Genomic DNA, 23017 nt, shown 5'->3' with positions numbered 1-23017 from the left:
TGAGCATATTCTCCCTCAAAATAAAGATGTTTCTATTGCCCTATAAGGATTGTGCTCTTTTCGCCGGGGTTTCCCGGAAGCGCACGGCATGGACACTGATTACAACCCCCCTCACCACGCTCTGTCTCTCCAGCCTCCCCCAAACGACCCCGGGGCAGGGCCTGAACCTTAAGAATGGGCGACAGGAGAGCATGCCGCACCTGCGCTGGCACATTCAGGAGAGACCGGACGAACGAGCCGATACGGAGACCAGTTCATTCGCGCTTCTCTGGCAGGAAGGACAAAAAAACCTGACCCGCGCGGGATAAAAAAAAGTCTTTCCACCCCATCATGGCTGGATATAGCCCGAACACCGGCGAACCATTCCGAGCGCAATATCGCCCTGATCGCCCTGGCAGATCGGTATCCCCGCGAGATGACTCCGTTTATCTCCCGGCACCGAACGAAGACATAATACCGATCAAAGAGATGTTTCTGTACATGTCCAGTCTTGCCAACACAGATCCAGAAGTCGCAGATATTATTGAAATGGAGCGCCTCCGGCAGACCAACGGCCTTGAACTGATCGCATCGGAGAACATCGTTTCAAAGGCTGTCCTCGAGACCACCGGTTCGATCCTCACCAACAAGTATGCAGAAGGGTATCCTGGCAAGCGCTACTACGGCGGGTGCGAATATTACGATATCGCCGAGAACCTTGCACGCGACCGTCTCTGCCAGCTCTTCGGGGCCGAACACGCCAACGTCCAGGCCCACTCGGGTTCAGGCGCCAACATGGCGGTCTACTTCTCCACCATCAACTACGGCGACAAGATCATGTCGATGAAACTCTCCGAGGGCGGTCACCTCTCCCACGGTTCACCGGTGAGTTTCTCGGGCAAGATGTACAAAGTCGTCCAGTACGGCGTCGACCATGAGACCGAGCGGCTCGACTATGCCGACATCGCCGCAATGGCCCGGAAAGAGAAGCCGCAGATGATCGTCTGCGGCGCCTCAGCCTATCCCCGCGAGATCGACTTCAAGGCCTTCGGCGAGATCGCCGAAGAAGTAGGTGCGTACTGTGTCGCCGACATCGCCCATATCGCCGGCCTTGTCGCCGCAGGCCTGCACAACTCACCGATCGATGTCCTCCCCTTCACCACCACGACGACGCACAAGACCCTCCGCGGGCCGCGCGGCGGCGCCATCATGTGCAAACAGGAGTACGCCCAGGCGATCGACAAGGCGATCTTCCCTGGCCTGCAGGGTGGTCCGCTCATGCACATCATCGCCGCAAAGGCGGTCTGCTTCGGGGAGGCGCTCAAGCCGTCCTATAAGGAATACTGTAAACAGATCATCAAAAACGCACAGACCCTCGCCGCCACCCTCGATGCAGAAGGGCTGCGCCTGGTCTCGGGCGGCACCGACAACCACCTGATGCTTCTCGACCTCTCTGACAAGGGGCTCACCGGCCTTCAGGCAGAGAACACGCTTCACGACGCCGGGATCACGGTGAACAAGAACACGATCCCGCGCGAGACCCTCTCGCCGTTCGTGACCAGCGGCCTGCGGATCGGCACCCCGGCCATCACCTCTCGCGGCATGAAAGAAGAGGAGATGAAGCAGATCGGCACCTTCATCGCCACCGTCCTCAACGACATCGAGAACAAGCAGAAGATTGCAGCGGTCAGGAAGGAGGTCGAGGCGCTCGCGAGCAAATTCCCCATCTACGCGGTAACAGAATGATACTCGACGGCAAGGCGCTCTCTGAAAAGAGGCTCGAAATCCTGAAGGAGCAGATCGAAGACGCAGGCCTCTACCCCCACCTCGCCACGGTGCTGGTGGGGCAGGACCCGGCCTCGCAGATGTATGTCAGGATGAAACACCGGGCCTGCGAACGTGTCGGGATCGGATCGGTCGGGATCGAACTCCCGGCCGAAGCGACGACGCAGGAGGTGCTGGCGGCGGTGAACCGCCTGAACAATGACTGCGACATTGCCGGTATCCTGGTGCAGCTGCCGCTCCCCGCCCGGGTGGACACCGAACGGGTGATCGAGGCCGTCCTCCCGGCAAAGGATGTCGACGGCTTCCACCCGACAAACCTCGGGAAACTCTTCTCAGGCCACCCGGCATTTGTTCCCTGCACGCCGCAGGGGATCATGACGATCCTGGCCGAATACGGGATCGAGACTGAGGGAAAAAATGCCGTCGTCGTCGGGCGCAGCGTGGACGTGGGAAGGCCGATGGCCGCCCTGCTCTTAAACGCCAACGCAACGGTGACGATCTGCCACTCGAAAACGCAGAACCTCCCCGCGATCATGCGGCAGGCCGACATCCTGGTCTCCGCTATCGGAAGGGCAAACTTCGTGAGGGCAGATATGGTGAAGGAAGGCGCGGTGGTCGTCGACGTCGGGATCAACCACGATGAAAACGGAAAACTCTGCGGCGACGTCGATTTCGAAGCGGTGAAAGAGAAGGCCTCCGCAATCACCCCGGTCCCCGGCGGTGTCGGGCCGATGACGATCGCAACCCTGATGGAAAACACCTTCAGAGCGGCCCGGGCGAACTCATGCACCCGTGTACTGTAAACGGGATGGCGGTCGGGGGCGGAGCCCCGGTCCGCCTGATGGGCGTGATCAACTGCAGCCCTGAATCCTTTTTTCCAGGTTCGTATGTCCCGAGGAGCGATGTGCTGGAGCGGGCGCTCTCGATGACAGGCGCGGGGGCCGACCTCGTGGACGTCGGGGCCCGCTCTACGGCGCCGGGGTCGCGGCCCATCAGCGTGCAGGAGGAGATCGAGCGGATCACGGCGGCCCTTGTCTGCATGGACGGAAGCGGCGTCACCGTCTCGGTGGACACGATGCACCCTGCGGTGCTGGAGGCATGCCTTCGCCACGAGATCCATGCGATCAACGATATAGGCGGGCTTGCAAACCCCGAATATGCCGCCATCGCCGCAGATTCCGGCCTCCCGGTGATCGCAATGGCGGCGCGGCGCATCCCCGGAGATCCTCGCGGCACGGCCGCCACACTCGCCGCCCTGCATGAAGTGGTCGGACGGGCCGCCGCTGCCGGGATCGAAGACCTGATCCTTGACCCGGGCGTCGGCAGGTGGACGCCCGAGCGGACCTTCGAGGACGACTGGGACCTCTGCAGAAATTTCAGAAGGTTTAAGGAACCGGGTTTTCCGGTGCTCCTCGCCATATCGAGAAAATCGTTCATCGGCGACCTCCTGGGAAGGTCGTCTGAAGAGCGGCTTGCAGGAACGCTCGCCCTGACGGCACGCCTCCTCCCGTCAGCCGATATAGTGCGGGCCCATGATGTGGCCGAGACGCACGACGCTCTTTTTGTAGTCGGGAAGCTGGAGGATAGATCATGAGTGAGTGGTTCTGTGTCTACGCCCTGCATACCGGCCTGATCAATGAGGGAGACGACGTTGCGGCGGCAGTGCTTGCGGCCGCCGATGCGGCGCCGTGTGCCGGGGTGGCCGACGGCGACATCGTCCTTGTCGCTGAGTCGGCGCTGGCGACCGCCGAGGGCCGCGCCGTCCGTCTGGACGACGTCGTCCCCTCGGAAGAGGCGCTCCTCCTCGCCGACCGCCATGCGATCGAGCCCAGGATCGCCGAAGTGGTGCTCAGGGAGTCAGACCGCGTCGTCGGCGGGATTCCGGGCTATCTCCTCACCCTGAAAAACGGAACCCTCCTCCCGAACGCCGGCGTGGACCACTCCAACGCCCCTGAGGGAACGGTCGTTCCCCTCCCCGCAGACCCGGACGGGAGTGCTGCGCGCCTCAGGACGGCGATCAGAGAGCGGCGGGGCGTGAATGCCGGGGTGCTCATCATCGATTCACGGACGCATGCAATGCGCCTCGGCTGCAGCGGGGTCGCTATCGGGTGCGCCGGCCTCAGGGCGGTCGTCGACGAGGCCGGGCGCCTGGATCTCTTCGGCAGGAAGCTGGAAGTGACCAAGCGCGCCGTCGGAGACTGCCTGGCGTCGGCCGCGGAACTGCTGATGGGCGAGGCTGACGAGTGCGTCCCGGCCGTGCTGGTGCGCGGTACCGGGATCGAGATAGGAGAGGAAACGGGCATCCCAACCATCGAGGCTTCAGCGTGTCTCTTTATGGGCGCCGCGCTTCACGCCGACCCTGCCGCCTTCGATAGACAGGGTAAAACCGAGTGATTCGAGGCAGCGGCGGGCCTCCCCCTTCCCGTGGATGAGCACCTCGACCAGATCCTCTTTTTCGTCCACGTCGGTATGGAGCCTGAAAGAGTCCACAACGTCCACGGAGAGACCGGCGTCCATTGCGATCTGCATGTGCTTCAAGAAACTTGCACCATAGTAGTTGACCCGAAACCGCGAGGGCTCCCGCAGAAAGATTGCGTTCGTCCCGCCGCCCCGTCCGGGCACCACCGCCATATCGGCGGCGGTCGACACCAGTCTGGAGACGGCGGCGCCGTCTGCGAGCGGGAGGTCGGCCATGATGATGAGGATCGGGCTCTTCGACGTCGCAAGGAGGCGGTTTAAGGATTCGTTCAGGCCGTCCGGGTCGAGCAGGGTCCGTGCGCCCGGGCGCTCATAGGGGGAGGTGCAGAGGAGCAGGGGAGAGCACCCCCCGGCCTGCGCGGCGGCGATGACGTCAGAGAGCATGGCCTGCGCGAAGGCCTCGCGCTCCTCCTGCTCCATCACGCAGGAGAGGCGAGTCTTGGGATTTTTCGGTTTGAAGGGGATCACTGCGTCAATGGCCATTCCACCAGAGGTTGGCGGGATACCCAAAAAAGCCATGGGTTCTGGTATCGCCTGTACCGGTGACCTGACCGGTCCCCGGGTCACCAGAAAATTCCCGCGCCGCTCAGCCGCGAAGGTTACATGAAGGTTGAGGGGGAATGGTACCTGCATGCACCGCAGGGTGATCACCTTTTCACGGAACGTCTTCCTCCCGCTCACCACCGTCTGCACAAACGCCTGCAGCTACTGCTGCTTTAAGACTCCGGTGAGAGAGGGGTGCGTGATGACGCCGGCCACAGCGCGCCTGACCATTGAGGCAGGTGTGAAGGCCGGATGCACCGAGGCGCTCTTTACCTTCGGGGAGCGTCCCGGCGAGGTTTCCGGTTTTTCAGATCACCTTGCAGCGCTCGGCTACGGCGACATTCTCGACTACTGCTATGACCTCTGCGAGTACGCCATATCGGCGGGGATCCTCCCGCACACCAACGCCGGTGTGCTCACCTACGGGGAACTCGATCGCCTTAAGGAGGTGAACGCCAGCATGGGGCTGATGCTCGAGACCACCGCAGACGTCCCGGCACACCGGAACTCTCCAGGAAAGGACCCGGCCGTACGGATCGCCATGATGGAGGACGCCGGCAAACTCCGGATCCCCTTCACGACCGGGCTCCTGATCGGGATCGGCGAAACGCCCGCAGACCGGGAGGAGTCCCTCCAGGTGATCGCAGGGCTGCACCGCCGCTACGGCCATATCCAGGAGGTCATCATCCAGAACTTCTGCCCGAAGGAGGGCACCGAGATGGGGGGGGCGGCAACCGTGCCGACGGCCGAATTTGCAGAGACGATCACGCTTGCACGGGAGATCCTCCCATCGGATGTCGCCGTCCAGATCCCGCCGAACCTGGCCGACGCCGCCGCGCTGATCAGGTGCGGGGTCGACGATCTCGGCGGGGTCTCCCCGCTCACCATCGACTATGTGAACCCCGAGCATCCCTGGCCGCAGATCGAGGAGTTGAAAGGGCTGGTCGGGGACGCATGGTTGCGCGAGCGCCTCTGCATTTACCCGGAGTTCATCAGGAAAGGATGGTACCCGAAAGGGCTGGCGGCGCTGATCCGCCGCCTCCAGAAACAGATTGAGGAGAGGTCTTTGTGACTGAACAGGAACCCATTTACCGCGGAAAGGCAAAGTCCGTCTTCCGCTCGGACAACCCCGACGAACTGATCGTGAAGTTCAGGGACGACATCACCGCCTTCGACGGCGCAAAGAAGGACGAACTCGCCGAAAAAGGGATCTATAACGCCCGCGTCTCGGCATATCTCTTCGAGTATCTCAGGGCAAACGGGGTTCCTTCGCACTTCGTACGGATGGAGGACGAGCGGACGATGATCGTCCGCCCCCTGAAGATGATTCCGGTCGAAGTGATCGTCAGAAACATCGCCGCGGGTTCCCTTGTCCGGAACTACCCCTTCGAGGAGGGTGCACCCCTCGATCCCCCGGTGATCGTCCTCGATTACAAAGACGACGCCCGCCATGACCCGATGATCAACGAGGAGATCATCGTCGCCCTCGGGCTGATGACCGCCGACGAGATCGCAAGCGTGAAGAAAACCGCCCTGCGGATCAACGATCTCCTCAGAGAGCGTATCGACGAGATCGGCCTCGACCTCGTCGACTTCAAGCTGGAGTTCGGGCGGCACGGCGACGAGATCCTGCTCGGCGACGAGATCTCCATGGACTCGATGCGCCTGTGGGACAAGAAGACCCGCACCTCTATGGACAAGGACGTCTACCGCTTTGACAAAGGAGACGTAATGGCCACCTATGCCGCCGTTGCAGAACGGCTGACCGGAGCGTGAAAAGATGAAGTACACGGCAAAGATCACCATTGCACTGAAAGAAGGCATGCTCGACCCTGAAGCGCGGGCAATCCAGCACGCCCTTGCAAACCTCGGTTTTTCGACCGGGTCCCTGAGCACCGCGAGGGTGTTTTACATCACCCTCGATGCGGAGAACAAAGAGGCGGCGCAGGCCGTGGCAGAGCAGATGTGCGAACGGCTGCTTGCAAACCCGGTGATCCACCGGTACGAGGTCGAGGTCGGCGCATGAGGTTTGCGGTGGTCCAGTTTGGAGGGAGCAACTGCGACCGCGATGTGGTGCATGCCGTCTCCGACGTCTGCGGCGTCGACTGCGATCTCGTCTGGTATAAGGACGGGATCACAAAGGAGTACGACGCCATTGTGATACCCGGCGGCTTTTCCTACGGCGACTATCTCAGGGCGGGAGCGATCGCTGCCCGGACGCCGGTGATGGAGGGCATAAGGCGGCACGCCGCAGCCGGCGGGCTTGTGCTGGGCATCTGCAACGGCGCCCAGATCGGGGCCGAGAGCGGGCTTGTGCCCGGCACCTTCACGACGAACGCCACCCCGAAGTTCATCTGCCGGCCGGTCTGCCTGCGGGTCGAGACGACGGCGTCCCCGTTCACCCGCCTGTACCGGGAGGGTGAGGTGATCAGGATCCCGATCGCGCACAAGGAGGGCAGGTACGTCGCATCTCCCGAGGAACTCGCCCGCCTGAATGCAGAGGGGCGGGTCGCCTTCCGCTTCTGCGACGCCGACGGGAATGTCACCCCGGCGACCAACCCGAACGGCGCCGCCGAGAACATCACCGGCGTGCTCGGCGGCCCGGCAAAGAACGTCCTCTGTCTGATGCCCCACCCAGAGCGCGCCTCAGAAGAGGTGCTCGGTTCGGCCGACGGGAAACGGATCTTCCTCGGCATGATCAGGAGCATCGAAGAGGCGGACCCCGGGGCGTAAAGGGGAAAGGTCAAGTCAGAAGGGGACAAGTGATGCACATGGCAGAGATCACGCAGGAGGAACTCGAAGAGGAGATCCTGAAGTGGGCGGAGGAGTACGCCCGACAGAACGGATGGACCCTCAACCCCGACGATAAACAACTCAAGACCGTCATCCGGGGGCTTGCACGGAACACCGTCCGTTTCGGCGAGCAGTACTGCCCCTGCCGCATCAGGAGCGGCGACCCCGAAGAGGACAGAAAGATTGTATGCCCCTGCATCTACCACCGCGACGAGGTGGAAAAGGACGGGCAGTGCCACTGCCACCTCTATTTCAGAGAGAAAACTCAGGAAAAGTAGCGCCTGAAGCGCTCACATTTTTCTGTTCTTCCCCCTTTCACCGGGTTGTTTCCCACCCGATCCCATCCCCAGGGTGGGCCCCATTGCCATCGCGACCCGACACACAAGAGCGAAGAACCCACTTTTTTTTCACCGGGTTTCCCCGGCTATCAGGCGTCCGAACCGTTTCCAGGGATAGGGCACCGCCGCCGCCAGCGCCACCGCCGCAATCAACGGAAGGGCAAGGGTGGAGAGAGCGGCTTCAAGGGAGAAGGCGTCAGCGAGAACGCCGCTTACCGCGACCCCGATGCCACCGGCCCCGACGGCAAGGCCGAGCATGAGTCCCGAGGCGAAACCGACGTTGCCCGGCATCACCTCATGCGCCATTGCCACCGTGACCGAGAAGGTGGACCAGAGGAAGAAACCGAAAACGAGAAGGGCGGCATAGGAGACCGGCCCTGAGGTGAGCAGGAAGAGCGCGAATGGCGGGAGCGAGGCGGCAAGGCCGAGGACGGTCACTTCCTTGCGGCCGAAGATGTCGGAAAGGGCGCCGCCGACGTACTGCCCGACCACGCCGGCGAGGAGGGTCAGGGAGACGAGAGTGTTTGCCATGAGAATGTCGACCCCGAGATGGTCGTGGAAGTAGGCGGGAAGGAAGGCGATGGAGGCGAAGATCGCCCACGACCGCAGGGCCCCGACCCCGATCACCATGGCGATCGGGCGGATCGGGATGGGACCGCGCACTTCAGCCGACACAACGGCCTTTCTCTCCATGCCGTCAGGGGCCGGGAAGATCAGCCTGGAGAAGGCGGCGGTCAGGAGGCCCGGGATGACGAGGAAGATCAGACCGGGCAGGCCGAACGCCCCGACGGCAACGGCGGCGAATACCGGGCCGACGGCAAAACCGAAGTTGCCGCCGATGACGAAGATCGACGTGAGTCTGCCGCGGTTCTCGGCCTTTGTCAGCCTGTTCACGGCAGAGAGGGCGCCGGGGTGGAAGATTGCGGCCCCGAAAGCGGCGCAGGCCGAGCAGAGGAGGAGGACCGGGTAGTCGCCGATGAATCCGAATACCCCGATGCAGACGGAGGTGAGCACGAAGGGGACAGCGAAGGGGACGGTGACATCCTTCCGGTCTGATAGCCAGCCGACCGTGGGCTGGAGGAGGGAGGAGGTGATATTGAATGCGGCGACGAGAAGACCGGCAAGAAAATACGAGTAGCCGTGCGTTGCGATGAGAACGGGCAGGACGGCGGGGATGACCGGCGAATAGATGTCGATGACGAAGTGGCCAAGGGAAAGGCCGAGGACTGACCTGAGTTCTTTCAGCATGGGCTCTCCCGCTCGATCTTCAGGATCTCAACAGGTATGTCCATTCTCTCCCGGCGATGGAAGGCGAATGTTCTTGGTATGGTGAAGGTGCCGCCGATGGCGGCGGTGATTCCGGCCCGGCCCTCGATGTAGCGCTCGACAAAGGGGCGCGAACCGGCATTAAAGATGCCGTAGACCACCGGGGCGGCAGCGATGGCGCAATCGATGAAAGGACGGTCGGCATGACGCTGCTGCGCGCCGAAGGGGGGGTTCATGACGACCGTGTCGAACGAGTCGGTCCGCACGGGAAAAGCCGGGCCGACCTCGCCGCGGATCAGGGCCACCTCGATATCGAGGGAGCGCGCGTTCTCCCGCGCCACCCTGAGGGCCCCGCGGTCGCAGTCGATCCCGGCGACCATGGCGGCGTCCAGAAGCCTCGCACCACAGGCGAGGATGCCGGTGCCGCACCCGAGGTCGAGCACCCGCTGCCCCTCGATCGCCCCTTCACCCGCCGCATGAAAGAGCAGGCGGGCGGCGACCTCGGCCGGCGTTGCATACTGTTCAAGGGCCGGTTTTGGGGAGGGGAAGCCGGAAAGTTTCTGGAGGGTCATCTCAAGGTGCCGCAGGCGCATGTCTGCAGAATACTTGGAAAAAGAAAGGGATGAACGTGCCGGAGAGATCAGCCCTGAGAACACGTCAGCCTGTAGTTCACTCCGTTATATTCGAGGACCACCGGAATAGTGGTGCCGTTCGCCTGCCGCACAAACATGTACGTCCACCACAGTGCCTGTTCCTCTTCCCCATTGAGGACGATTGCACTCCAGTCGTCTCCTGGAGGCGGGAGGAAGAAGAGAGAAGTGGGGCGGCGCACCTTCTTTTCCTCCACGACAAGGTCGAAGAGGGCAGGATGTGCGGCAAAGTCCTCTGCAGAGAGGTGGACGATGACCCATGGGCCCCCGGACACAGAAGCGCCGGGTATCGCACCGATATATCCCGAAGACCCCTCGATTGCCGGGAAGAAAAAGAAAATGGAGAACCCGGCGACGGCAACGAGAAATATGAGGGCGTACCTGAGTTTTTTGTCCATAAAAGGACCTCAGCCCCGGGATCGAAATACCTTCCCCTTTTAGATCTCGTCGATAGTGTAGTCCTCCCACGCCCGCACGCCGCAGAGGATCTCGAACTCCTGCGGGGTGAGGAGGGGCGCAGGGAAGCGGACCTGGTCGTCGTAGGCGAGGCGGGGGCAGGCGGTGTTCACATAGGCCCCGCAGCCGAAGTTGGTCATCTCGGCGGCGGTCACCTCCCGCATCGTGATCACCACCGCCCGTTCCGAGAGGGCTAAAAGACGCTCTGCAAGGGCAGGGCGCGCCTGCCCGCTCTTGGTGGAGAGAAGAATCCCGAACGATTCGGCCCCGCGTGCGCGCTCGATCAGGGCGAAGCGCCGGCGGAGAAGACGGTCGGCAGAGACCTCCTGCACTTCGCCGGTATAGGGATCGAGGGCGACGACCCGCCGGCCCGTGGCCATCTGGACGCCGAGCGGGTGGAAGACGCCGGTGCCGACGTAGAGTATCTCGGGAGCGGCGAGGGCCCGGGCATTTGCATAGGTGCACCCGAGCACCTGCCCGGCGAGAGGGGTGCGCCCGCCCTCGTGCGCCACTTCGGTGGCGATCCCGTGCGCCCCAAGGACGGCGGCGACCCCTTCGAGGAGGTGGGCGTGCTGGACCGTGGTGACCAGGCCGACGGTCGGTCCGGTCAGCAGCGGGATTGCCGCCGCCACCACCGCCGGGTCGAAGTCAAAGGGAAGGTGCTCGAAGAGCACCCCCTCCCGCTCGTCGACCGGGGCGTGGCCGATATGGACGAGGAGGTCAGCGCCGGTGAGGGCGACGGCGTCGAGGGCGAGGTCGCAGGAGCCGTAACAGGGGTCTCCGGAGACCGCCGACACCTCGATGCCTTCGGCTCTGAGCGCCCGGACAAGGGGGACAGCCTGCCGTTTCAGCCCGTCCGGGACCTGGAGGACGATCTTCCGGGCACCGGCCTGCCTGATTCGCTCCGCAAGTTCACCTGAAGGTATCGACGACATGGACCCCATTTTCATCGACCTCGATACCGACCAGCGTCCTGACCGGGCGCCCGACATCAGGGTCACCGCGCCTGATCACGACGCAGATATCGACGACCTCGGCGCCTGCCCGCTCAAGGGCGGCAATGACCGCCTTCAGCGTGCCGCCGGTGGAGATCACGTCGTCGATCACCACGACCCGGTCGCCCTTCTCGATCCCGTTCAGGTAGAGGTGCCCGTTCGAGTAGCCGGTCGACTGGTCCACGGCGACCTCGCCGGGGAGGGAGTACTGCCGTTTCCGCATGATGTTGAGCGGGATGTCGGTGATCATCGAGAGGGCGGTGCCGATATGGATCCCCATCGCCTCGGCGGTCACGATCTTGTCGACGCCCTGGAGGTCCATCACGCAGACCATGGCGCACGCCACCTCGCGCAGGAGGGAGGGCTCAAGGAGAGGAACGCCGTCGGTGATCGGGTGAATGAAATAGTTATATTCTCCCCGCCTGACCATCGGGCAGGACTCCAGCGATGCGATCAGCCTGTTAAGCATGTATTTCACCTGTTTCTTTGAGATATTCTTCGATGACGCTACGGTGGACATGGGGCATCATGACCATGCGCATATGCCCCCGTCTGGTCCAGGAGACCTGCCATCCAGGAGGGACTGCACCCCCTTCGAAGGTCGCCACGTTCAGGTCGGGCGTGACCGCACGCCGGTAGCCGAAGGTCTCCATCCCATCGATGAGCCGCGCGGTGTTCTTCATGCACCCCTCGACGACGGCGCGCATCCCTTCCCTGCCGAGAAACTCGAGCACCGCAAAGGCGCCGACGACCGCGCCGCCCGAGCGCGTGCCCGCAAGGGTGCACTCCTGCTTCACGGTCAGGTAGGGCGTGTCCACGTTGAGGAGGTTGAACCACGAGGGCTCGCGCACCAGCAGGCACCCGCAGGGTATGGTGCTCATCCCCATCTTGTGCGGGTCCACGGCGACGCTCGCAACACCGGGCAGGGAGAAGTCGAAGGGGATCGGCCGTTTCAGGAACGGTATGACAAAACCGCCGAAGGCGGCGTCCACGTGGAGCGGGATCCCGTGATCATGGGCGATTCCGGCGATCGTCTCGATGGGATCGACGACGCCGTACTCGGTCGTCCCGGCGATCCCGACGATGCAACAGGTATCGGCGTCGAGACGCTCCTGCAGGGCGTCGGGGTCCATCCGGAAGGTCTGATCGCAGGGCACCGTCCGCATCTCGATACAGAGGATGTCGCAGGCCTTCTCGAAGGAGAAGTGCGCAGACTCGGGAACGACGACGTTGGGGCGGCGCGAGCCCTTCATCTTTCGGAAGATCCTGAGGGCCTGCAGATTCGATTCGGTCCCGCCCGAGGTGGCGTAGCCGCCGGCTCCCGGGTGGTGAAGGAGGGAACCGACCCGCTCCACCAGCAGGTTCTCAACCGAAGCGGCACCCCTGAAAAGCCCGGGATCGCCGAGATTCGCTTCGATGAACATCTGGTGCGCCCGCACCGCAACGGGGTGAGGGAGCGTGCACATCGAGCTGAGCACATGATGGTAGCGGGAGTCCTCCCCTTTTTTAAGGGAGAGGAAGGAAAAAAGTTCCTCTTCAGAGATACCGGATTCACGCATTTTTAAGTCTCACAGCGTCGAGGATCATCCTCTTTTCGGTCCGCGCCGCCGTCTCCCTGATCTTCGGGATGGCGTCGATGTTTGCCGAAACACTCGTGATACCGTTTTCAATGAGCCATTCCACCATCTTCGGGTCCGAACCCGCCTGGCCGCAGATGGAGCACTCGACCCCATACTGGCGGCAGACGGCGATGGCGTCCCTGATCAGTTTGAGTACGGCCGGGTGTTTCGGCCTGTACATCGAGGAGACGAGTTCGTTGTTCCGGTCGATCGCAAGGGTGTACTGAATCAGGTCGTTTGTCCCGAAGGAGGCAAAGGAGATGCCTGCCTTGCAGAAGTCTTCGATCAGGATCGCCGAAGAGGGGATCTCGACCATGATGCCGAGTTCGACGGCGTCCACGTCCACGCCCCACCCGGCGATGAGTGCCTTTGCCTTCAGGAACTCGTCGGGGTGGCCGACCAGCGGGAACATCAGCCCGAGGTTATCATATCCTCTGTCCCAGAGACGCTTGAAGACCTCGATCTGCATCCTGAACTGGTCCGGGCTCTGGAGGTCGCGGCGGATGCCGCGCCAGCCGAGCATCGGGTTGTGCTCGATGGGTTCCGACTCGCCGCCGAGCATGTTGCGGAACTCGTCGGTCGGGGCGTCGAGCGTCCTGACCCAGACCGGTTTGCCCGGGAAAGCGTCGAGGACGACCTTGATGCCGTTGTAGAGCTCGGTGATAAACTCCTCTTCTTTGTTCTGGGAGATATACCAGCCCGGCGTCTTGTTCATGCCCAGGATCATGTGTTCGATCCGCAGGAGACCGACACCGTCCGCCCCGGTGGCGGCGGCCCTGGCCGCAGCCTCTGCAAGGGAGACATTCACCTTGATGCTCGTCGCCGTGATGATCGGCGCTGCCGCAATGGCTGCGCCCGGTACGGCGGCCGCCATGACAGCGGCAGGAGCCGCGGCCACTGATGCGGCGCCCTCGTAGACGATGCCTTTCTCGCCGTCAAGGGTGATGATATCCCCGTCTTTTAAGGTCTTTGTCGCCTTCTTCGTGCCGACAACCGCAGGGGTGCCGAGCTCGCGGGAGACGATCGCCGCGTGGCAGGTCATGCCGCCCTCGTCGGTGACGATGCCCGCAACCTTCCGCATGGCCGGGACCATGTCGGGGTTGGTCATCTTTGTCACCAGGATGTCGCCCTCCTTCACCTTCCCTAGGTCTTTGATGTCGTGAACGATGATCACCGGACCGCTTGCGACGCCCGGCGATGCACCGTTGCCTTCGAGAAGGACCGCACCCGTGCTCTGGCCTCCGGTTCCTTTCGCCTTTGTGCTCATACCGATGGTGGTGATCGGCCTGGACTGGAGGATGTAGATCGTGCTGCCGACGATCGCCCACTCAATATCCTGCGGAACATTGTAGTGCTCCTCAGAGATCTCGGCGAAGGCGGCGAGCGCCTCGACCTCGGCGTCCGAGAGGATCGGTTCTTCCTGGCGGTCGTTCGGGATCTCCACAAGTTCAGTGCCGTGGTCGCCGACCGGGACGATCATATATTCCTTCTTCGAGATCATCCGGTCGAAGACCTTCTTCAAGCGGCGGTCGTAGACGTATTTGTCCGGGGAGACGCTGCCAGATACCACCGCCTCACCAAGCCCCCAGGAGCCCTCGATGATCGTGAGGGGCTCGCCGGTCACGGGGTGCGACGAGAACATGACGCCGGACTTTTCAGAGCGGATCAACTGCTGGACAACGACCGCGATATTGACGGTCCGGTCGTCGAATCCCTGTTTTGCCCGGTAATAGATGGCGCGGGCGCCGTATAGAGAGGCCCAGCACATCTGCACCGCCTCAACGACCGCCGCATCGCCTCTGATGTTCAGATAAGTCTCCTGCTGTCCGGCGAAACTCGCATCAGGAAGGTCTTCTGCCGTGGCACTGGAACGGACGGCGACGACCATGTTGTCCGGCCCCATCGTCCCGTATGCCTGGATGATCTCCTCCTTAATATCGTCGGGCATCTTCGCGTCGAGGACCAGGTTTTTGACATTCCTGGAGACGTCTTCGAGTTCCTCGCTGTTTTCGACGTCGACGTCGGTGAGCAGGTCAAAGAGGGAGTCTTCGAGTCCGGTCTGGACAAGAAACTTTCTGAAGGCCTGGGCGGTCACCACAAATGCTTTCGGCACAGGCAGCCCGACAGACGCCATTTCACCGAGGGAGGCACCTTTTCCCCCGACAAGAGGGATATCATCCTTTGAAATCGCTTCGAGCCACAAAATGTTGGGCATTTCGGTCATTATCGCACCACCTATATGATACGCCTGACGAATATTATAGATTCCCCTTTTATGGTTTCTCCCCCGCCGCCGGGGGGATGCAGGTGGTAAAAGAATAGGCGAACGGACCGGTTCAGGGCAGGCGATACCGAAAGTATTTTATAATTGATCCAACCATTCGCTGCCCTTTCGAACAGAGCAGGCCGAACATAAAAAAACATGAATACCTGCAGGGTTCCATACACTATGGGGTTTAGATTGAAATTCAAAGTCCTTGTCAGCGATCCGCTGGCTGAAGAAGGCATAGAGATCCTCAGGGAGACGTGCGACGTCGATGTCCGCACGGATCTCACCGAAGAGCAGTTGATCGATGTCATCAAGGATTATGACGCAATCCTGGTCAGGAGCGGGACGGAGGTCACTGCGGCGGTGATCGAGGCAGGAGCGAACCTGAAGTTTATCGGGCGCGCAGGGGCCGGCGTCGACAATATCGATACCGAGGCCGCAACCCGCCGCGGCATCCCGGTGGCGAACGCTCCCTCAGGAAACACGATGGCGGCGACCGAGCACACGATCGCCATGATGCTTTCGATGGCCAGGAACATCCCGCAGGCGACGGCGTCCCTGAAGAAGAAGGAGTGGAAGCGCTCGAAGTTCATGGGGGTCGAACTGAACGAGAAGACCCTGGGTATCATGGGCCTCGGGCGGATCGGCCGGGAGATTGCAAAGCGGGTGATCGCCATGGACATGAAGGTGGTGGGCTACGACCCCTTCATCACCAAGGAGAACGCCGCCCAGATGGGGGTCGAGTTGATGGATGCGGACGAGCTGGTGAAGGTCGCCGATTTCATCACGGTGCACACCCCGCTGACGCCTGAGACAAAGCACCTGATCAACGCAGCGCGGATCGCCACGATGAAGGACGGCGTCAGGCTGATCAACTGCGCTCGCGGCGGGATCATCGACGAGAAGGCGATGTACGACGGCCTGGTCTCCGGGAAGATCGCGGGCGCTGCCCTCGACGTCTTCGAGAACGAACCGCCCTTCGAATCGCCGCTGCTGACGCTCGATAACGTGATCGTGACCCCGCATCTCGGGGCGAGCACGGTGGAGGCGCAGAAGAACGTCGCTGTCTCGGTCGCAAAGCAGTGCCTTGCCGTCTTTGCCGGAGAGCCCGCGAAATATGCGGTGAACGTCCCGATGGTTCCGCCAGACCAGCAGGAACTGATGGAGCCCTACGCCGTCCTCGGCGAGAAGATGGGCAGGCTGCTTGTCCAGCTCGTCGAGGGCAGGATGGAGGCGGTCGAAGTCATCTATGGCGGAGATCTCTCGAAGAACCGCTTCACCCGCTACATCACCCGCAGCGCCCTGAAAGGGCTGCTCGACCCGATCCTGCGCGAGCCGGTGAACTTCGTGAACGCGGAGTACGTCACCAGGGAGCGGGGGATCAGGGTGGCCGAGACCGTCACCGAGGCGGCGCAGGGCTTTAAGAACCTGATCACCCTCAGGGTGAAGACCGACACGATGGAAGAGACCGTGTCCGGCACCGTCTTCTCGAAGGACCGGATCAGGATCACCTCCATCGGCGGCTACACGATGGACATGGTCCCGGAGGGGTGCGTGATCATCTCCCGTCACCTCGACAAGCCCGGCGTGATCGGCAGGGCGTCCACGATCCTGGGCGAGGCCCAGATCAACATCGCCGGCATGCAGGTCGGCCGGGTCAAACGCGGCGAGGAGGCGATCATGGTCCTGAACGTGGACGCCGAGGTTCCCCAGGCGGTCATGGAAGAGATCAGGACGAAGGTCGGGATCTTCTCCGCAAAGTTCGCAAAACTCTGATCTGATCGCGTGCGCGTGGGGATTGCACCCACGTACCCTTTTTATTCAGAAAACACCGCCACCAACAACATTTATATCAAACAACGTTCAACATATAGAGAGTCTGAGTATCAGACAGCAAGGGCTCGTGGTCTAGCTGGCTATGACGTCGCCTTGACATGGCGGAGGTCCTGAGTTCGAATCTCAGCGGGCCCATACTTCTTTTTCTGTTCCAAAACGGAACCAATCGGAAACATCACACCCAGAACAAGTGTTATTATAATTCATCGCGGCCGCGAATCTTCGATCGATGCCGACCTCACCCCCCGAAACCATCGCCACCCCACCCGGACCAGATGACCACCACAATCCCTATCCACACCACCCCCGGATCCAGATATCCCATCCATACCACCCAACGATCAAATTTATAAATCCGTACACATAACCTCAAAATATGTCCAGATCTGGGACAAAAAATATCAAAAACCAGATGAAAGACTGGGAATCGGGCAGCGGACGAAAGCAGTCATCTTATAACGATTTCGATGATGAAATCGATTTCGACGACTTCATGGATAAAAGACGCAGAAAGCGGTGAGTCCGGAACATCCACAAAGAAAAAGGCACCTGCCCTTCCCGGTCCCCGAACCGGATCCCTCTGATCTTTTTTTGCGCGCCCCCGGTCGCCGGGGCCGCGTGCGCGATATCCAAACGCCGATTTCATCCAGCCGTACCCGGCACGCCCCATAGAGCGTTCGCTCTTTTTTCGACAGATGAGGTGCACGCAAGGAACCCGCACATTTAATATACATCGATGTATAACAATATACAATCATGCAGAATATGCAGCAAAATAAATCCGACCCTCGGCGCCGCTGGCAGGGCATCACCACATCCACCCCCGCTCACTGGCGCTGGTGACCGCCGCCCATCCCTGTCCGCACCGCCCGATGAATACCCCCCATACAAGAATGATATCATGAAGTCACAGCACATTGCCATTGCAGGAATCCTGCTCGCATCAGGCGCCATCGTGCGCTACCTCTCCCTGGTGATCCCGGGTCCGATCGTCTCGAACCTGGTGATCGCCTTCTACTGCCTTGCGATCATCCTTATCGTCCCGGCCCTGGGCGAGGCCCTCGGCATCGGCATCGTCGCCGGGATCATCTGCGCCCTGATCAGCCATTCGGTCTTCCCGCCCGCAAACCTGATCAGCGAACCGGTAGGCGCACTCGTCTGCCTCGGCGCCTTCCTCGCGCTCAGAGGGCGGATCGCCATTGCACCAGGTCTCGCCACCTTCATCGCCACCGCCGCCTCGGGATCGATGTTCGTGATCATCGCCATCCTCGGCGTCGCACCGGTGATCCTGACGAAGTATGCCTCCATCGGAGCATTCGCCGCAGTCACCATCCCGATCGTCATCGGCACCGCCGTCGTGAACGCCGTCATCGCCCAGGCCCTCTACATCCCGGCCTCGCGGGCGCTCACCCGGGGGCAGGAATGATCGAGGTCAGAGACCTCACCTTCACCTATCCGGGAGCGCCGGCCCCTGCCCTGAAGGGGATCGACCTCACCGTCAGACCGGGCGAACTGGTGCTCGTCACCGGACCGACCGGTGCCGGCAAGACCACCCTCTGCCGGGCGGTGGCCGGCATCCTCACCCACGAGTACGGCGGCCGGATCGAGGGCTCGATCAGGATCGCCGGCAGGGCTGCAGGAGACTACCGCGGCATGGAGGAGGTTGCCAGGGCGATCGGCATGGTCTTCGACGACGCCGACGCCCAGCTCATCTTCTCCACGGTGGGGGAGGAGATCAGGTCGGCCTGCGCAGAGGGGGCCGACATCAAGGAGATCCTGGAGCGCTTCTGCCTCAGCCGACACAGCGAACAGGCGCCCCACACCCTCTCGGGCGGCGAAAAGCAGCGGACCGTCCTTGCGGCGGCGGTCGCAGGGGGCCGCCCGACCCTGATCCTCGACGAACCCGCAGCCGAACTCGACCCGGCCAGCGCCGGGCGCATCGCGGCGATCCTTGCAGACCTGAAAGGCGAGGGCCGGGCGATCCTCCTGGTCGAGAACACGCCCGACGCCTTCTGCGAGATCGCCGATCGGGTAATCAGGCTCGAGGCCGGGCGCATCGCCGCACCGGCCTCCCGGGCGCCGGAGGAAGCGAGGGCGGCCATCGCCCCGGCCACCGGCGATCCGGTCGTCAGGATCTCGGGGCTCGTCCACCGCTACGGCGCGGGCTTCGCCCTCAGGGGGATCGACCTCACCATCAGGGCGGGCGAGTTCGTCGCCGTCACCGGCGAGAACGGTTCGGGCAAGACCACCCTGATCCGCCACCTCAACGGGCTGTTGAAACCTGACGGCGGTTCGGTCGAGGTCTGCGGCATGGACACCCGGCGCCACCCGGTCCACGCCCTCGCCCGAAAGGTGGGGCTCGTCTTCCAGAACCCGGACACCATGCTCTTCGAGGAGACGGCAGAGCGCGAGGTCGCCTTCGGGGCGCGCAACGCCGGCGTGTCAGACCCGGAAGGCTCGGTCAGGTCGGCCCTCATGGCCGTCGATCTCCTCGACCGGAAAGACACCTACCCCCGCCACCTCTCGCGGGGGGAACGGCAGCGCCTTGCCGTCGCCTGCGTGCTCGCCATGGGTCCGGAGGTGATCGTGCTGGACGAACCGACCACCGGGCTCTCGCCGGACGAGGCCGGGATCGTCATGGACCACCTGCGGCGCCTGCAGAAGACGGGGGTGACCGTGATCATGGTCACCCACGACCATGCCCTCGCGCGGCGCTACGCCGACCGGATCATCACGATGGAAGGAGGAGCAATCATGACGGACAGAGCGGCAGGAGGTGAGGCGACATGCAGGAGATCTTCCAGTACAGGAACGGCAACGGCATCCTCCACCGGATGAACCCGATCACCAAGATCGCAGGTGTAACGGCGGTCGTCGTGCTCGCAGTACTCTCTGCAGACCCGGTCTTCCTCGCGGCCATGACCGCGGCCATACTCGTCCTCGGCATCGCCGGCAGCGTCGGGCGGGATCTGCTGCGGCAGGTCCCCCTTCTCGCCTTCCTGGGGGGTTTCCTCATCCTGATCACCGTCCTCACCCTCCAGATCGGGGACGTGATCCTGGACGGGCCGGTCGTCGTCACCGCAGGCGCCGTCTCGTTCGGCCTTGCCCTTGCCCTGCGGTTCTGCGCCATGATCTTCGCATTCCAGGTGCTGGTGGCGACGACCATGCCGACCGCACTCGTGGGCGCCCTCAGGACGCTGAAATTCCCGGCCGACTATGCACTGATGGCCCTGATCGCCCTGCGGTTCATCCCGCACCTCCAGATCGAGGGAAAGAAGATCCAGGAGGCCCAGGCGGCGCGGGGCTTCTCCCCGGGCGGGGGCATCGGCGGGAAGGTGCGCGGCCTGGTCCCGGTGCTCGTCCCGCTCATCGCAAATGCGCTCGGAAAAGCCGAGGTGATCGGCCTGACCATCGATCTGCGGGGGCTGCGCACGCGGCTCTCCGCATCAGGCACCCGCACCTTCGGCCGGCCCGACCTCCTGCTCGTCGCCGGCATCTCTGGCCTCGCCGTGTGCTTCTGCGCCCTCACCCTGATCGGGTGATACGGACAACACCGGAGATAAAATCATTTTTTGACAAAATTCAAGCATAAATCGACAAATAGAGAAGCGGAATATTTATATTTTCAATCAAATGATATCAAACCATGAACGGTGAGACGGCGCTCAGGATCATTACAGTAACAGCCTTTGTCTTCATACTCGTCTTCATGATCGCCGCAGGAGGGGTCGGCGGCGGTGTGGAAACGATGCACGCTCCGACCGCGGAGACGCCGGCTTTCATACCGACGGTAAAGACAACGCCGATCCCGGAGCCATCGCCAGAACAGACCGTTATTCTGACCCCGGCACCAGAACCGGCATCTGCCGACCCGGTCGAGGGCATCTGGATAGTACAGGGCTCGTCCGCCGGGCGTCTCCTGCTGACCGCCGGGGGAACCGGCGAGATGACGACGATCATCGACGAGGCGGAGTCTGCCAGAGTGGTCGCCTGGGCGTACGACCCGGAGGTCAGGGTCGGGCACTTGCGCGCCTACCGCCTTACCGTCCCGGCTGAAGGGGATTATGTCCTCTACCTCGACGAGGAGGCAGGCACCCTGACCATGAACGGTCAGGGCGTCGTTCTCACCTATGCCCGTGCACCATAACACATATTTTTCCCGCCCGGAGGGGAGATAACTTAGATGATCCCGCAGCCCGCCTTCCTCCCCATGACGCCTGAAGAGGCGAAAGCCCTCGGCATCTCAGAGTTCGACGTGATTCTCATCTCGGGCGACGCCTATGTCGACCACCCTTCCTTCGGGACGGCCGTCATTGGAAGAATGCTCTGGGAGGCGGGTTACACCGTCGGGATCATCGCCCAGCCCGACTGGACGCACCCTGACGACTTCCTGCGCCTCGGCCGGCCGCGTCTCTTCTTCGGGATCTCGTCGGGGAACGTCGACTCCATGGTCAACGCCTTCACCCCGAACAAGAAACGGCGAAGCACCGACGCCTATTCTCCTGGAGGAAAACAGAAACGGCCGGAGAGGGCGGTGATCGTCTACGCCAATAAGGTCAGGTCCCTCTTTCCCGGCACGCCGATCGTGATCGGCGGTATTGAGGCAAGCCTCCGCCGGTTCGCCCACTACGATTACTGGTCAGAGACCGTGCGGGGATCGATCCTGGCCGACGCCCCTGCTGACGTCCTGGTCTACGGTATGGGCGAGCGGCAGATGGAGGAGATTGCGGCACGGTGCGCGGCCGGGCAGAGCCTCAGGGGGATCAGAGGGACGGCGGTCGGGATCCCTCCTGCCGAATGGCGCGAGATCGACCAGAGCGGCTACACCGTCATCCCAGGCTTTCCCGGGGTCAGAGAGAGCCCGAAGGCGTATGCGCGGGCCTTCGCCCTCCATGCGGCAGAGCAGGACCCGGTGCGGGGGAAGACCGTCGTCCAGCCCCACCCCAAGACGGTGATCGTCCAGTACCCCCCGGCCCTGCCGCTCTCCCCTGCCGAACTTGACCGGGTCTACGAACTCCCGTACGCCCGCGCCGCCCACCCTTCGTACCGCGAGCCTATTCCAGCCCTCGAACCGGTGCGCTTCTCGATCACCACCCACCGCGGCTGTTTCGGCGCCTGCTCGTTCTGCGCCCTCACCCACCACCAGGGGCGGATCATCCAGAGCCGGAGCGAGGCCTCAATCATTGCCGAAGCCCGGCGCCTCGCACGGATGCGCGGCTTTAACGGGGTGATCCAAGACGTCGGCGGCCCGACCGCGGACATGTACGGCCTCTCCTGTCCGCAGTGGGAGACGAAAGGCGCCTGTCCGGACCGCCGCTGCAGCCCTGACTGTCCGAACCTGCAGACCTCGCACGCCCGTCAGGTCAGGCTGCTCAGGGAGCTCAGGGAGATCCCGCGGGTAAAGCGGGTCTTCATCGCCTCCGGGATCCGTTTCGACCTGGCGCTGGTCGACGACGCCGGCTACCTCGAGGAGGTCTGCGCCCATCATGTCTCAGGCCACCTCAAGGTCGCCCCTGAGCACGTCGCCGCCGGGGTGACCAGGCTGATGAACAAGCCCGGCAGGGAGATATTCGACCGGTTCAGGGAGCGGTATGCAGAAACGACCCGCACCGCCGGAAAAGAGCAGTACATCCTCCCGTACTTCATCTCCGGCCACCCGGGCTGCACCCTTGCCGACGCCGTCGAACTCGCCGAATACATCAGGGACAACCGCCTGTACACCGAGCAGGTGCAGGACTTCACCCCGACGCCGATGACGCGGTCCACCTGCATGTACGCCACCGGCATCGACCCCGCCACCATGGAACCGGTCCATGTCCCGAAGGGGAGGGAAAAGCAGATACAGCGGGCGCTCCTCCAGTATCGCGATCCGAAAAACCGCAGCCTCGTCATCGAGGGGCTGAAGGCGGCCGGGCGCGAGGACCTGATCGGGACAACATGGCATTGCCTGGTGCAGAGAGCAGGCGGCGTCCGGGGAGAACTGACCGGAAGAAAGAGGTGAGGAGGACGC

Annotated in this window: 23 protein-coding genes and 1 tRNA gene; 16 read left to right on the top strand and 8 right to left on the bottom strand. The window is 62.7% G+C overall.

The genetic code is table 11. The features are described from left to right. The first annotated feature begins 480 nt into the window (after window positions 1-480). Genes glyA through cofE form a run of 4 tightly spaced genes read left to right on the top strand, consistent with a single transcriptional unit; the run spans window position 481 to window position 4158 of the window. On the top strand, window positions 481-1725 hold the full coding sequence (gene glyA / locus METLI_RS02950) for a serine hydroxymethyltransferase (RefSeq protein WP_004037872.1): 1245 nt from the start codon (window positions 481-483) through the stop codon (window positions 1723-1725). Continuing rightward, a complete protein-coding gene (gene folD / locus METLI_RS02945) occupies window positions 1722-2567 on the top strand; it encodes a bifunctional methylenetetrahydrofolate dehydrogenase/methenyltetrahydrofolate cyclohydrolase FolD (protein ID WP_004037870.1) in 846 nt (281 codons plus the stop codon). Before glyA ends, folD begins: the two co-directional genes overlap by 4 nt. Further along, window positions 2549-3358 carry a dihydropteroate synthase gene (gene folP / locus METLI_RS02940; protein ID WP_004037867.1) on the top strand — a complete coding sequence of 270 codons (810 nt, stop codon included), beginning with the start codon at window positions 2549-2551 and terminating at the stop codon, window positions 3356-3358. The genes folD and folP overlap by 19 nt, the downstream gene beginning before the upstream one ends. Continuing rightward, the gene (cofE, locus tag METLI_RS02935; RefSeq protein WP_004037865.1) at window positions 3355-4158 is read left to right on the top strand and encodes a coenzyme F420-0:L-glutamate ligase; all 804 of its coding nucleotides are present in this window, start codon (window positions 3355-3357) and stop codon (window positions 4156-4158) included. Before folP ends, cofE begins: the two co-directional genes overlap by 4 nt. Here the strand turns inward: cofE and cofC are convergent. Further along, window positions 4084-4725 carry a 2-phospho-L-lactate guanylyltransferase gene (gene cofC, locus METLI_RS02930; RefSeq protein ID WP_004037863.1) on the bottom strand — a complete coding sequence of 214 codons (642 nt, stop codon included), beginning with the start codon at window positions 4723-4725 and terminating at the stop codon, window positions 4084-4086. The genes cofE and cofC overlap by 75 nt on opposite strands. Window positions 4726-4873: 148 nt before the next feature. On the opposite strand from cofC, the gene cofG reads away from it, so the two are divergent. Genes cofG through METLI_RS02905 form a run of 5 tightly spaced genes read left to right on the top strand, consistent with a single transcriptional unit; the run spans window position 4874 to window position 7856 of the window. Next, entirely contained in the window at window positions 4874-5857 is a 984-nt protein-coding gene (gene cofG / locus METLI_RS02925) for a 7,8-didemethyl-8-hydroxy-5-deazariboflavin synthase subunit CofG (RefSeq protein ID WP_004037862.1), read from the top strand. Beyond that, the gene (gene purC, locus METLI_RS02920) at window positions 5854-6561 is read left to right on the top strand and encodes a phosphoribosylaminoimidazolesuccinocarboxamide synthase (RefSeq protein ID WP_004037861.1); all 708 of its coding nucleotides are present in this window, start codon (window positions 5854-5856) and stop codon (window positions 6559-6561) included. Before cofG ends, purC begins: the two co-directional genes overlap by 4 nt. A 4-nt stretch (window positions 6562-6565) precedes the next feature. After that, the gene (purS, locus tag METLI_RS02915; protein ID WP_004037860.1) at window positions 6566-6811 is read left to right on the top strand and encodes a phosphoribosylformylglycinamidine synthase subunit PurS; all 246 of its coding nucleotides are present in this window, start codon (window positions 6566-6568) and stop codon (window positions 6809-6811) included. Then, on the top strand, window positions 6808-7518 hold the full coding sequence (gene purQ / locus METLI_RS02910) for a phosphoribosylformylglycinamidine synthase I (protein WP_004037856.1): 711 nt from the start codon (window positions 6808-6810) through the stop codon (window positions 7516-7518). The genes purS and purQ overlap by 4 nt, the downstream gene beginning before the upstream one ends. Window positions 7519-7550: 32 nt before the next feature. Then, window positions 7551-7856, top strand: a complete 306-nt coding sequence (locus tag METLI_RS02905) for a ferredoxin-thioredoxin reductase catalytic domain-containing protein (RefSeq protein WP_004037855.1) — start codon at window positions 7551-7553, stop codon at window positions 7854-7856. A gap of 129 nt (window positions 7857-7985) precedes the next feature. Here the strand turns inward: METLI_RS02905 and METLI_RS02900 are convergent, their stop codons facing one another. From METLI_RS02900 to ppsA, 7 genes are read right to left on the bottom strand one after another with little or no spacing between them, the layout of a single operon-like run. Next, window positions 7986-9164, bottom strand: a complete 1179-nt coding sequence (locus tag METLI_RS02900; protein ID WP_004037854.1) for an MFS transporter — start codon at window positions 9162-9164, stop codon at window positions 7986-7988. Continuing rightward, window positions 9158-9775 carry an METTL5 family protein gene (locus METLI_RS02895; RefSeq protein WP_004037853.1) on the bottom strand — a complete coding sequence of 206 codons (618 nt, stop codon included), beginning with the start codon at window positions 9773-9775 and terminating at the stop codon, window positions 9158-9160. Before METLI_RS02895 ends, METLI_RS02900 begins: the two co-directional genes overlap by 7 nt. A 47-nt stretch (window positions 9776-9822) precedes the next feature. Further along, entirely contained in the window at window positions 9823-10230 is a 408-nt protein-coding gene (locus METLI_RS02890) for a hypothetical protein (protein ID WP_004037852.1), read from the bottom strand. Window positions 10231-10269: 39 nt separating this feature from the next. Then, window positions 10270-11232, bottom strand: a complete 963-nt coding sequence (dph2, locus tag METLI_RS02885; protein ID WP_004037851.1) for a diphthamide biosynthesis enzyme Dph2 — start codon at window positions 11230-11232, stop codon at window positions 10270-10272. Then, the gene (hpt, locus tag METLI_RS02880; RefSeq protein ID WP_004037850.1) at window positions 11201-11752 is read right to left on the bottom strand and encodes a hypoxanthine/guanine phosphoribosyltransferase; all 552 of its coding nucleotides are present in this window, start codon (window positions 11750-11752) and stop codon (window positions 11201-11203) included. Before hpt ends, dph2 begins: the two co-directional genes overlap by 32 nt. After that, a complete protein-coding gene (gene mfnA, locus METLI_RS02875) occupies window positions 11745-12842 on the bottom strand; it encodes a tyrosine decarboxylase MfnA (RefSeq protein ID WP_004037849.1) in 1098 nt (365 codons plus the stop codon). Before mfnA ends, hpt begins: the two co-directional genes overlap by 8 nt. Beyond that, window positions 12835-15126: a phosphoenolpyruvate synthase gene (gene ppsA, locus METLI_RS02870; protein ID WP_004037847.1), complete on the bottom strand. Its 2292-nt coding sequence runs from the start codon at window positions 15124-15126 to the stop codon at window positions 12835-12837. The genes mfnA and ppsA overlap by 8 nt, the downstream gene beginning before the upstream one ends. 225 nt (window positions 15127-15351) lie before the next feature. Here ppsA and serA point away from each other — a divergent pair, with 225 nt between their 5' ends. The 7 genes from serA (at window position 15352) to METLI_RS02835 (ending at window position 23008) form a co-directional block, all read left to right on the top strand. Beyond that, entirely contained in the window at window positions 15352-16947 is a 1596-nt protein-coding gene (gene serA, locus METLI_RS02865) for a phosphoglycerate dehydrogenase (RefSeq protein WP_004037846.1), read from the top strand. Window positions 16948-17068: 121 nt separating this feature from the next. Then, window positions 17069-17142 (top strand) — tRNA-Val (locus METLI_RS02860). A gap of 766 nt (window positions 17143-17908) precedes the next feature. Next, window positions 17909-18433: a hypothetical protein gene (locus tag METLI_RS13505; protein ID WP_004037845.1), complete on the top strand. Its 525-nt coding sequence runs from the start codon at window positions 17909-17911 to the stop codon at window positions 18431-18433. Next, the gene (locus METLI_RS13045; RefSeq protein ID WP_004037844.1) at window positions 18430-19845 is read left to right on the top strand and encodes an ABC transporter ATP-binding protein; all 1416 of its coding nucleotides are present in this window, start codon (window positions 18430-18432) and stop codon (window positions 19843-19845) included. The genes METLI_RS13505 and METLI_RS13045 overlap by 4 nt, the downstream gene beginning before the upstream one ends. Continuing rightward, complete coding sequence (locus METLI_RS02845; protein ID WP_004037843.1) at window positions 19794-20549, top strand: energy-coupling factor transporter transmembrane component T family protein; 756 nt, start codon at window positions 19794-19796, stop codon at window positions 20547-20549. Before METLI_RS13045 ends, METLI_RS02845 begins: the two co-directional genes overlap by 52 nt. Window positions 20550-20653: 104 nt before the next feature. Beyond that, window positions 20654-21154 carry a hypothetical protein gene (locus METLI_RS02840; protein ID WP_004037842.1) on the top strand — a complete coding sequence of 167 codons (501 nt, stop codon included), beginning with the start codon at window positions 20654-20656 and terminating at the stop codon, window positions 21152-21154. A 36-nt stretch (window positions 21155-21190) separates the two neighbouring features. After that, window positions 21191-23008: a YgiQ family radical SAM protein gene (locus tag METLI_RS02835; RefSeq protein WP_004037836.1), complete on the top strand. Its 1818-nt coding sequence runs from the start codon at window positions 21191-21193 to the stop codon at window positions 23006-23008. The last annotated feature ends 9 nt before the right edge of the window (window positions 23009-23017 follow it).

The organism is Methanofollis liminatans DSM 4140 (genome assembly GCF_000275865.1).
In the GTDB taxonomy this organism is placed as follows: Archaea; Halobacteriota; Methanomicrobia; order Methanomicrobiales; family Methanofollaceae; genus Methanofollis; species Methanofollis liminatans.
Note: the sequence above shows the minus strand (reverse complement) of the source record. Positions and strands in the feature narration are given on the sequence as shown.

Bases quoted from the DNA above. Each gene is read 5' to 3' on its own strand.
- dph2 (WP_004037851.1), bottom strand. From the start codon at position 11,232: ATGGGGTCCATGTCGTCGATACCTTCAGGTGAACTTGCGGAGCGAATC.
- purQ (WP_004037856.1), top strand. From the start codon at position 6,808: ATGAGGTTTGCGGTGGTCCAGTTTGGAGGGAGCAACTGCGACCGCGAT.
- hpt (WP_004037850.1), bottom strand. From the start codon at position 11,752: ATGCTTAACAGGCTGATCGCATCGCTGGAGTCCTGCCCGATGGTCAGG.
- folD (WP_004037870.1), top strand. From the start codon at position 1,722: ATGATACTCGACGGCAAGGCGCTCTCTGAAAAGAGGCTCGAAATCCTG.
- mfnA (WP_004037849.1), bottom strand. From the start codon at position 12,842: ATGCGTGAATCCGGTATCTCTGAAGAGGAACTTTTTTCCTTCCTCTCC.
- METLI_RS02840 (WP_004037842.1), top strand. From the start codon at position 20,654: ATGAACGGTGAGACGGCGCTCAGGATCATTACAGTAACAGCCTTTGTC.
- serA (WP_004037846.1), top strand. From the start codon at position 15,352: ATGGGGTTTAGATTGAAATTCAAAGTCCTTGTCAGCGATCCGCTGGCT.
- METLI_RS02845 (WP_004037843.1), top strand. From the start codon at position 19,794: ATGCAGGAGATCTTCCAGTACAGGAACGGCAACGGCATCCTCCACCGG.
- METLI_RS02905 (WP_004037855.1), top strand. From the start codon at position 7,551: ATGCACATGGCAGAGATCACGCAGGAGGAACTCGAAGAGGAGATCCTG.
- cofC (WP_004037863.1), bottom strand. From the start codon at position 4,725: ATGGCCATTGACGCAGTGATCCCCTTCAAACCGAAAAATCCCAAGACT.
- METLI_RS13505 (WP_004037845.1), top strand. From the start codon at position 17,909: ATGAAGTCACAGCACATTGCCATTGCAGGAATCCTGCTCGCATCAGGC.
- folP (WP_004037867.1), top strand. From the start codon at position 2,549: ATGCACCCGTGTACTGTAAACGGGATGGCGGTCGGGGGCGGAGCCCCG.
- ppsA (WP_004037847.1), bottom strand. From the start codon at position 15,126: ATGACCGAAATGCCCAACATTTTGTGGCTCGAAGCGATTTCAAAGGAT.
- METLI_RS02900 (WP_004037854.1), bottom strand. From the start codon at position 9,164: ATGCTGAAAGAACTCAGGTCAGTCCTCGGCCTTTCCCTTGGCCACTTC.
- METLI_RS13045 (WP_004037844.1), top strand. From the start codon at position 18,430: ATGATCGAGGTCAGAGACCTCACCTTCACCTATCCGGGAGCGCCGGCC.
- glyA (WP_004037872.1), top strand. From the start codon at position 481: ATGTCCAGTCTTGCCAACACAGATCCAGAAGTCGCAGATATTATTGAA.
- METLI_RS02890 (WP_004037852.1), bottom strand. From the start codon at position 10,230: ATGGACAAAAAACTCAGGTACGCCCTCATATTTCTCGTTGCCGTCGCC.
- METLI_RS02835 (WP_004037836.1), top strand. From the start codon at position 21,191: ATGATCCCGCAGCCCGCCTTCCTCCCCATGACGCCTGAAGAGGCGAAA.
- METLI_RS02895 (WP_004037853.1), bottom strand. From the start codon at position 9,775: ATGCGCCTGCGGCACCTTGAGATGACCCTCCAGAAACTTTCCGGCTTC.
- cofG (WP_004037862.1), top strand. From the start codon at position 4,874: ATGCACCGCAGGGTGATCACCTTTTCACGGAACGTCTTCCTCCCGCTC.
- purS (WP_004037860.1), top strand. From the start codon at position 6,566: ATGAAGTACACGGCAAAGATCACCATTGCACTGAAAGAAGGCATGCTC.
- cofE (WP_004037865.1), top strand. From the start codon at position 3,355: ATGAGTGAGTGGTTCTGTGTCTACGCCCTGCATACCGGCCTGATCAAT.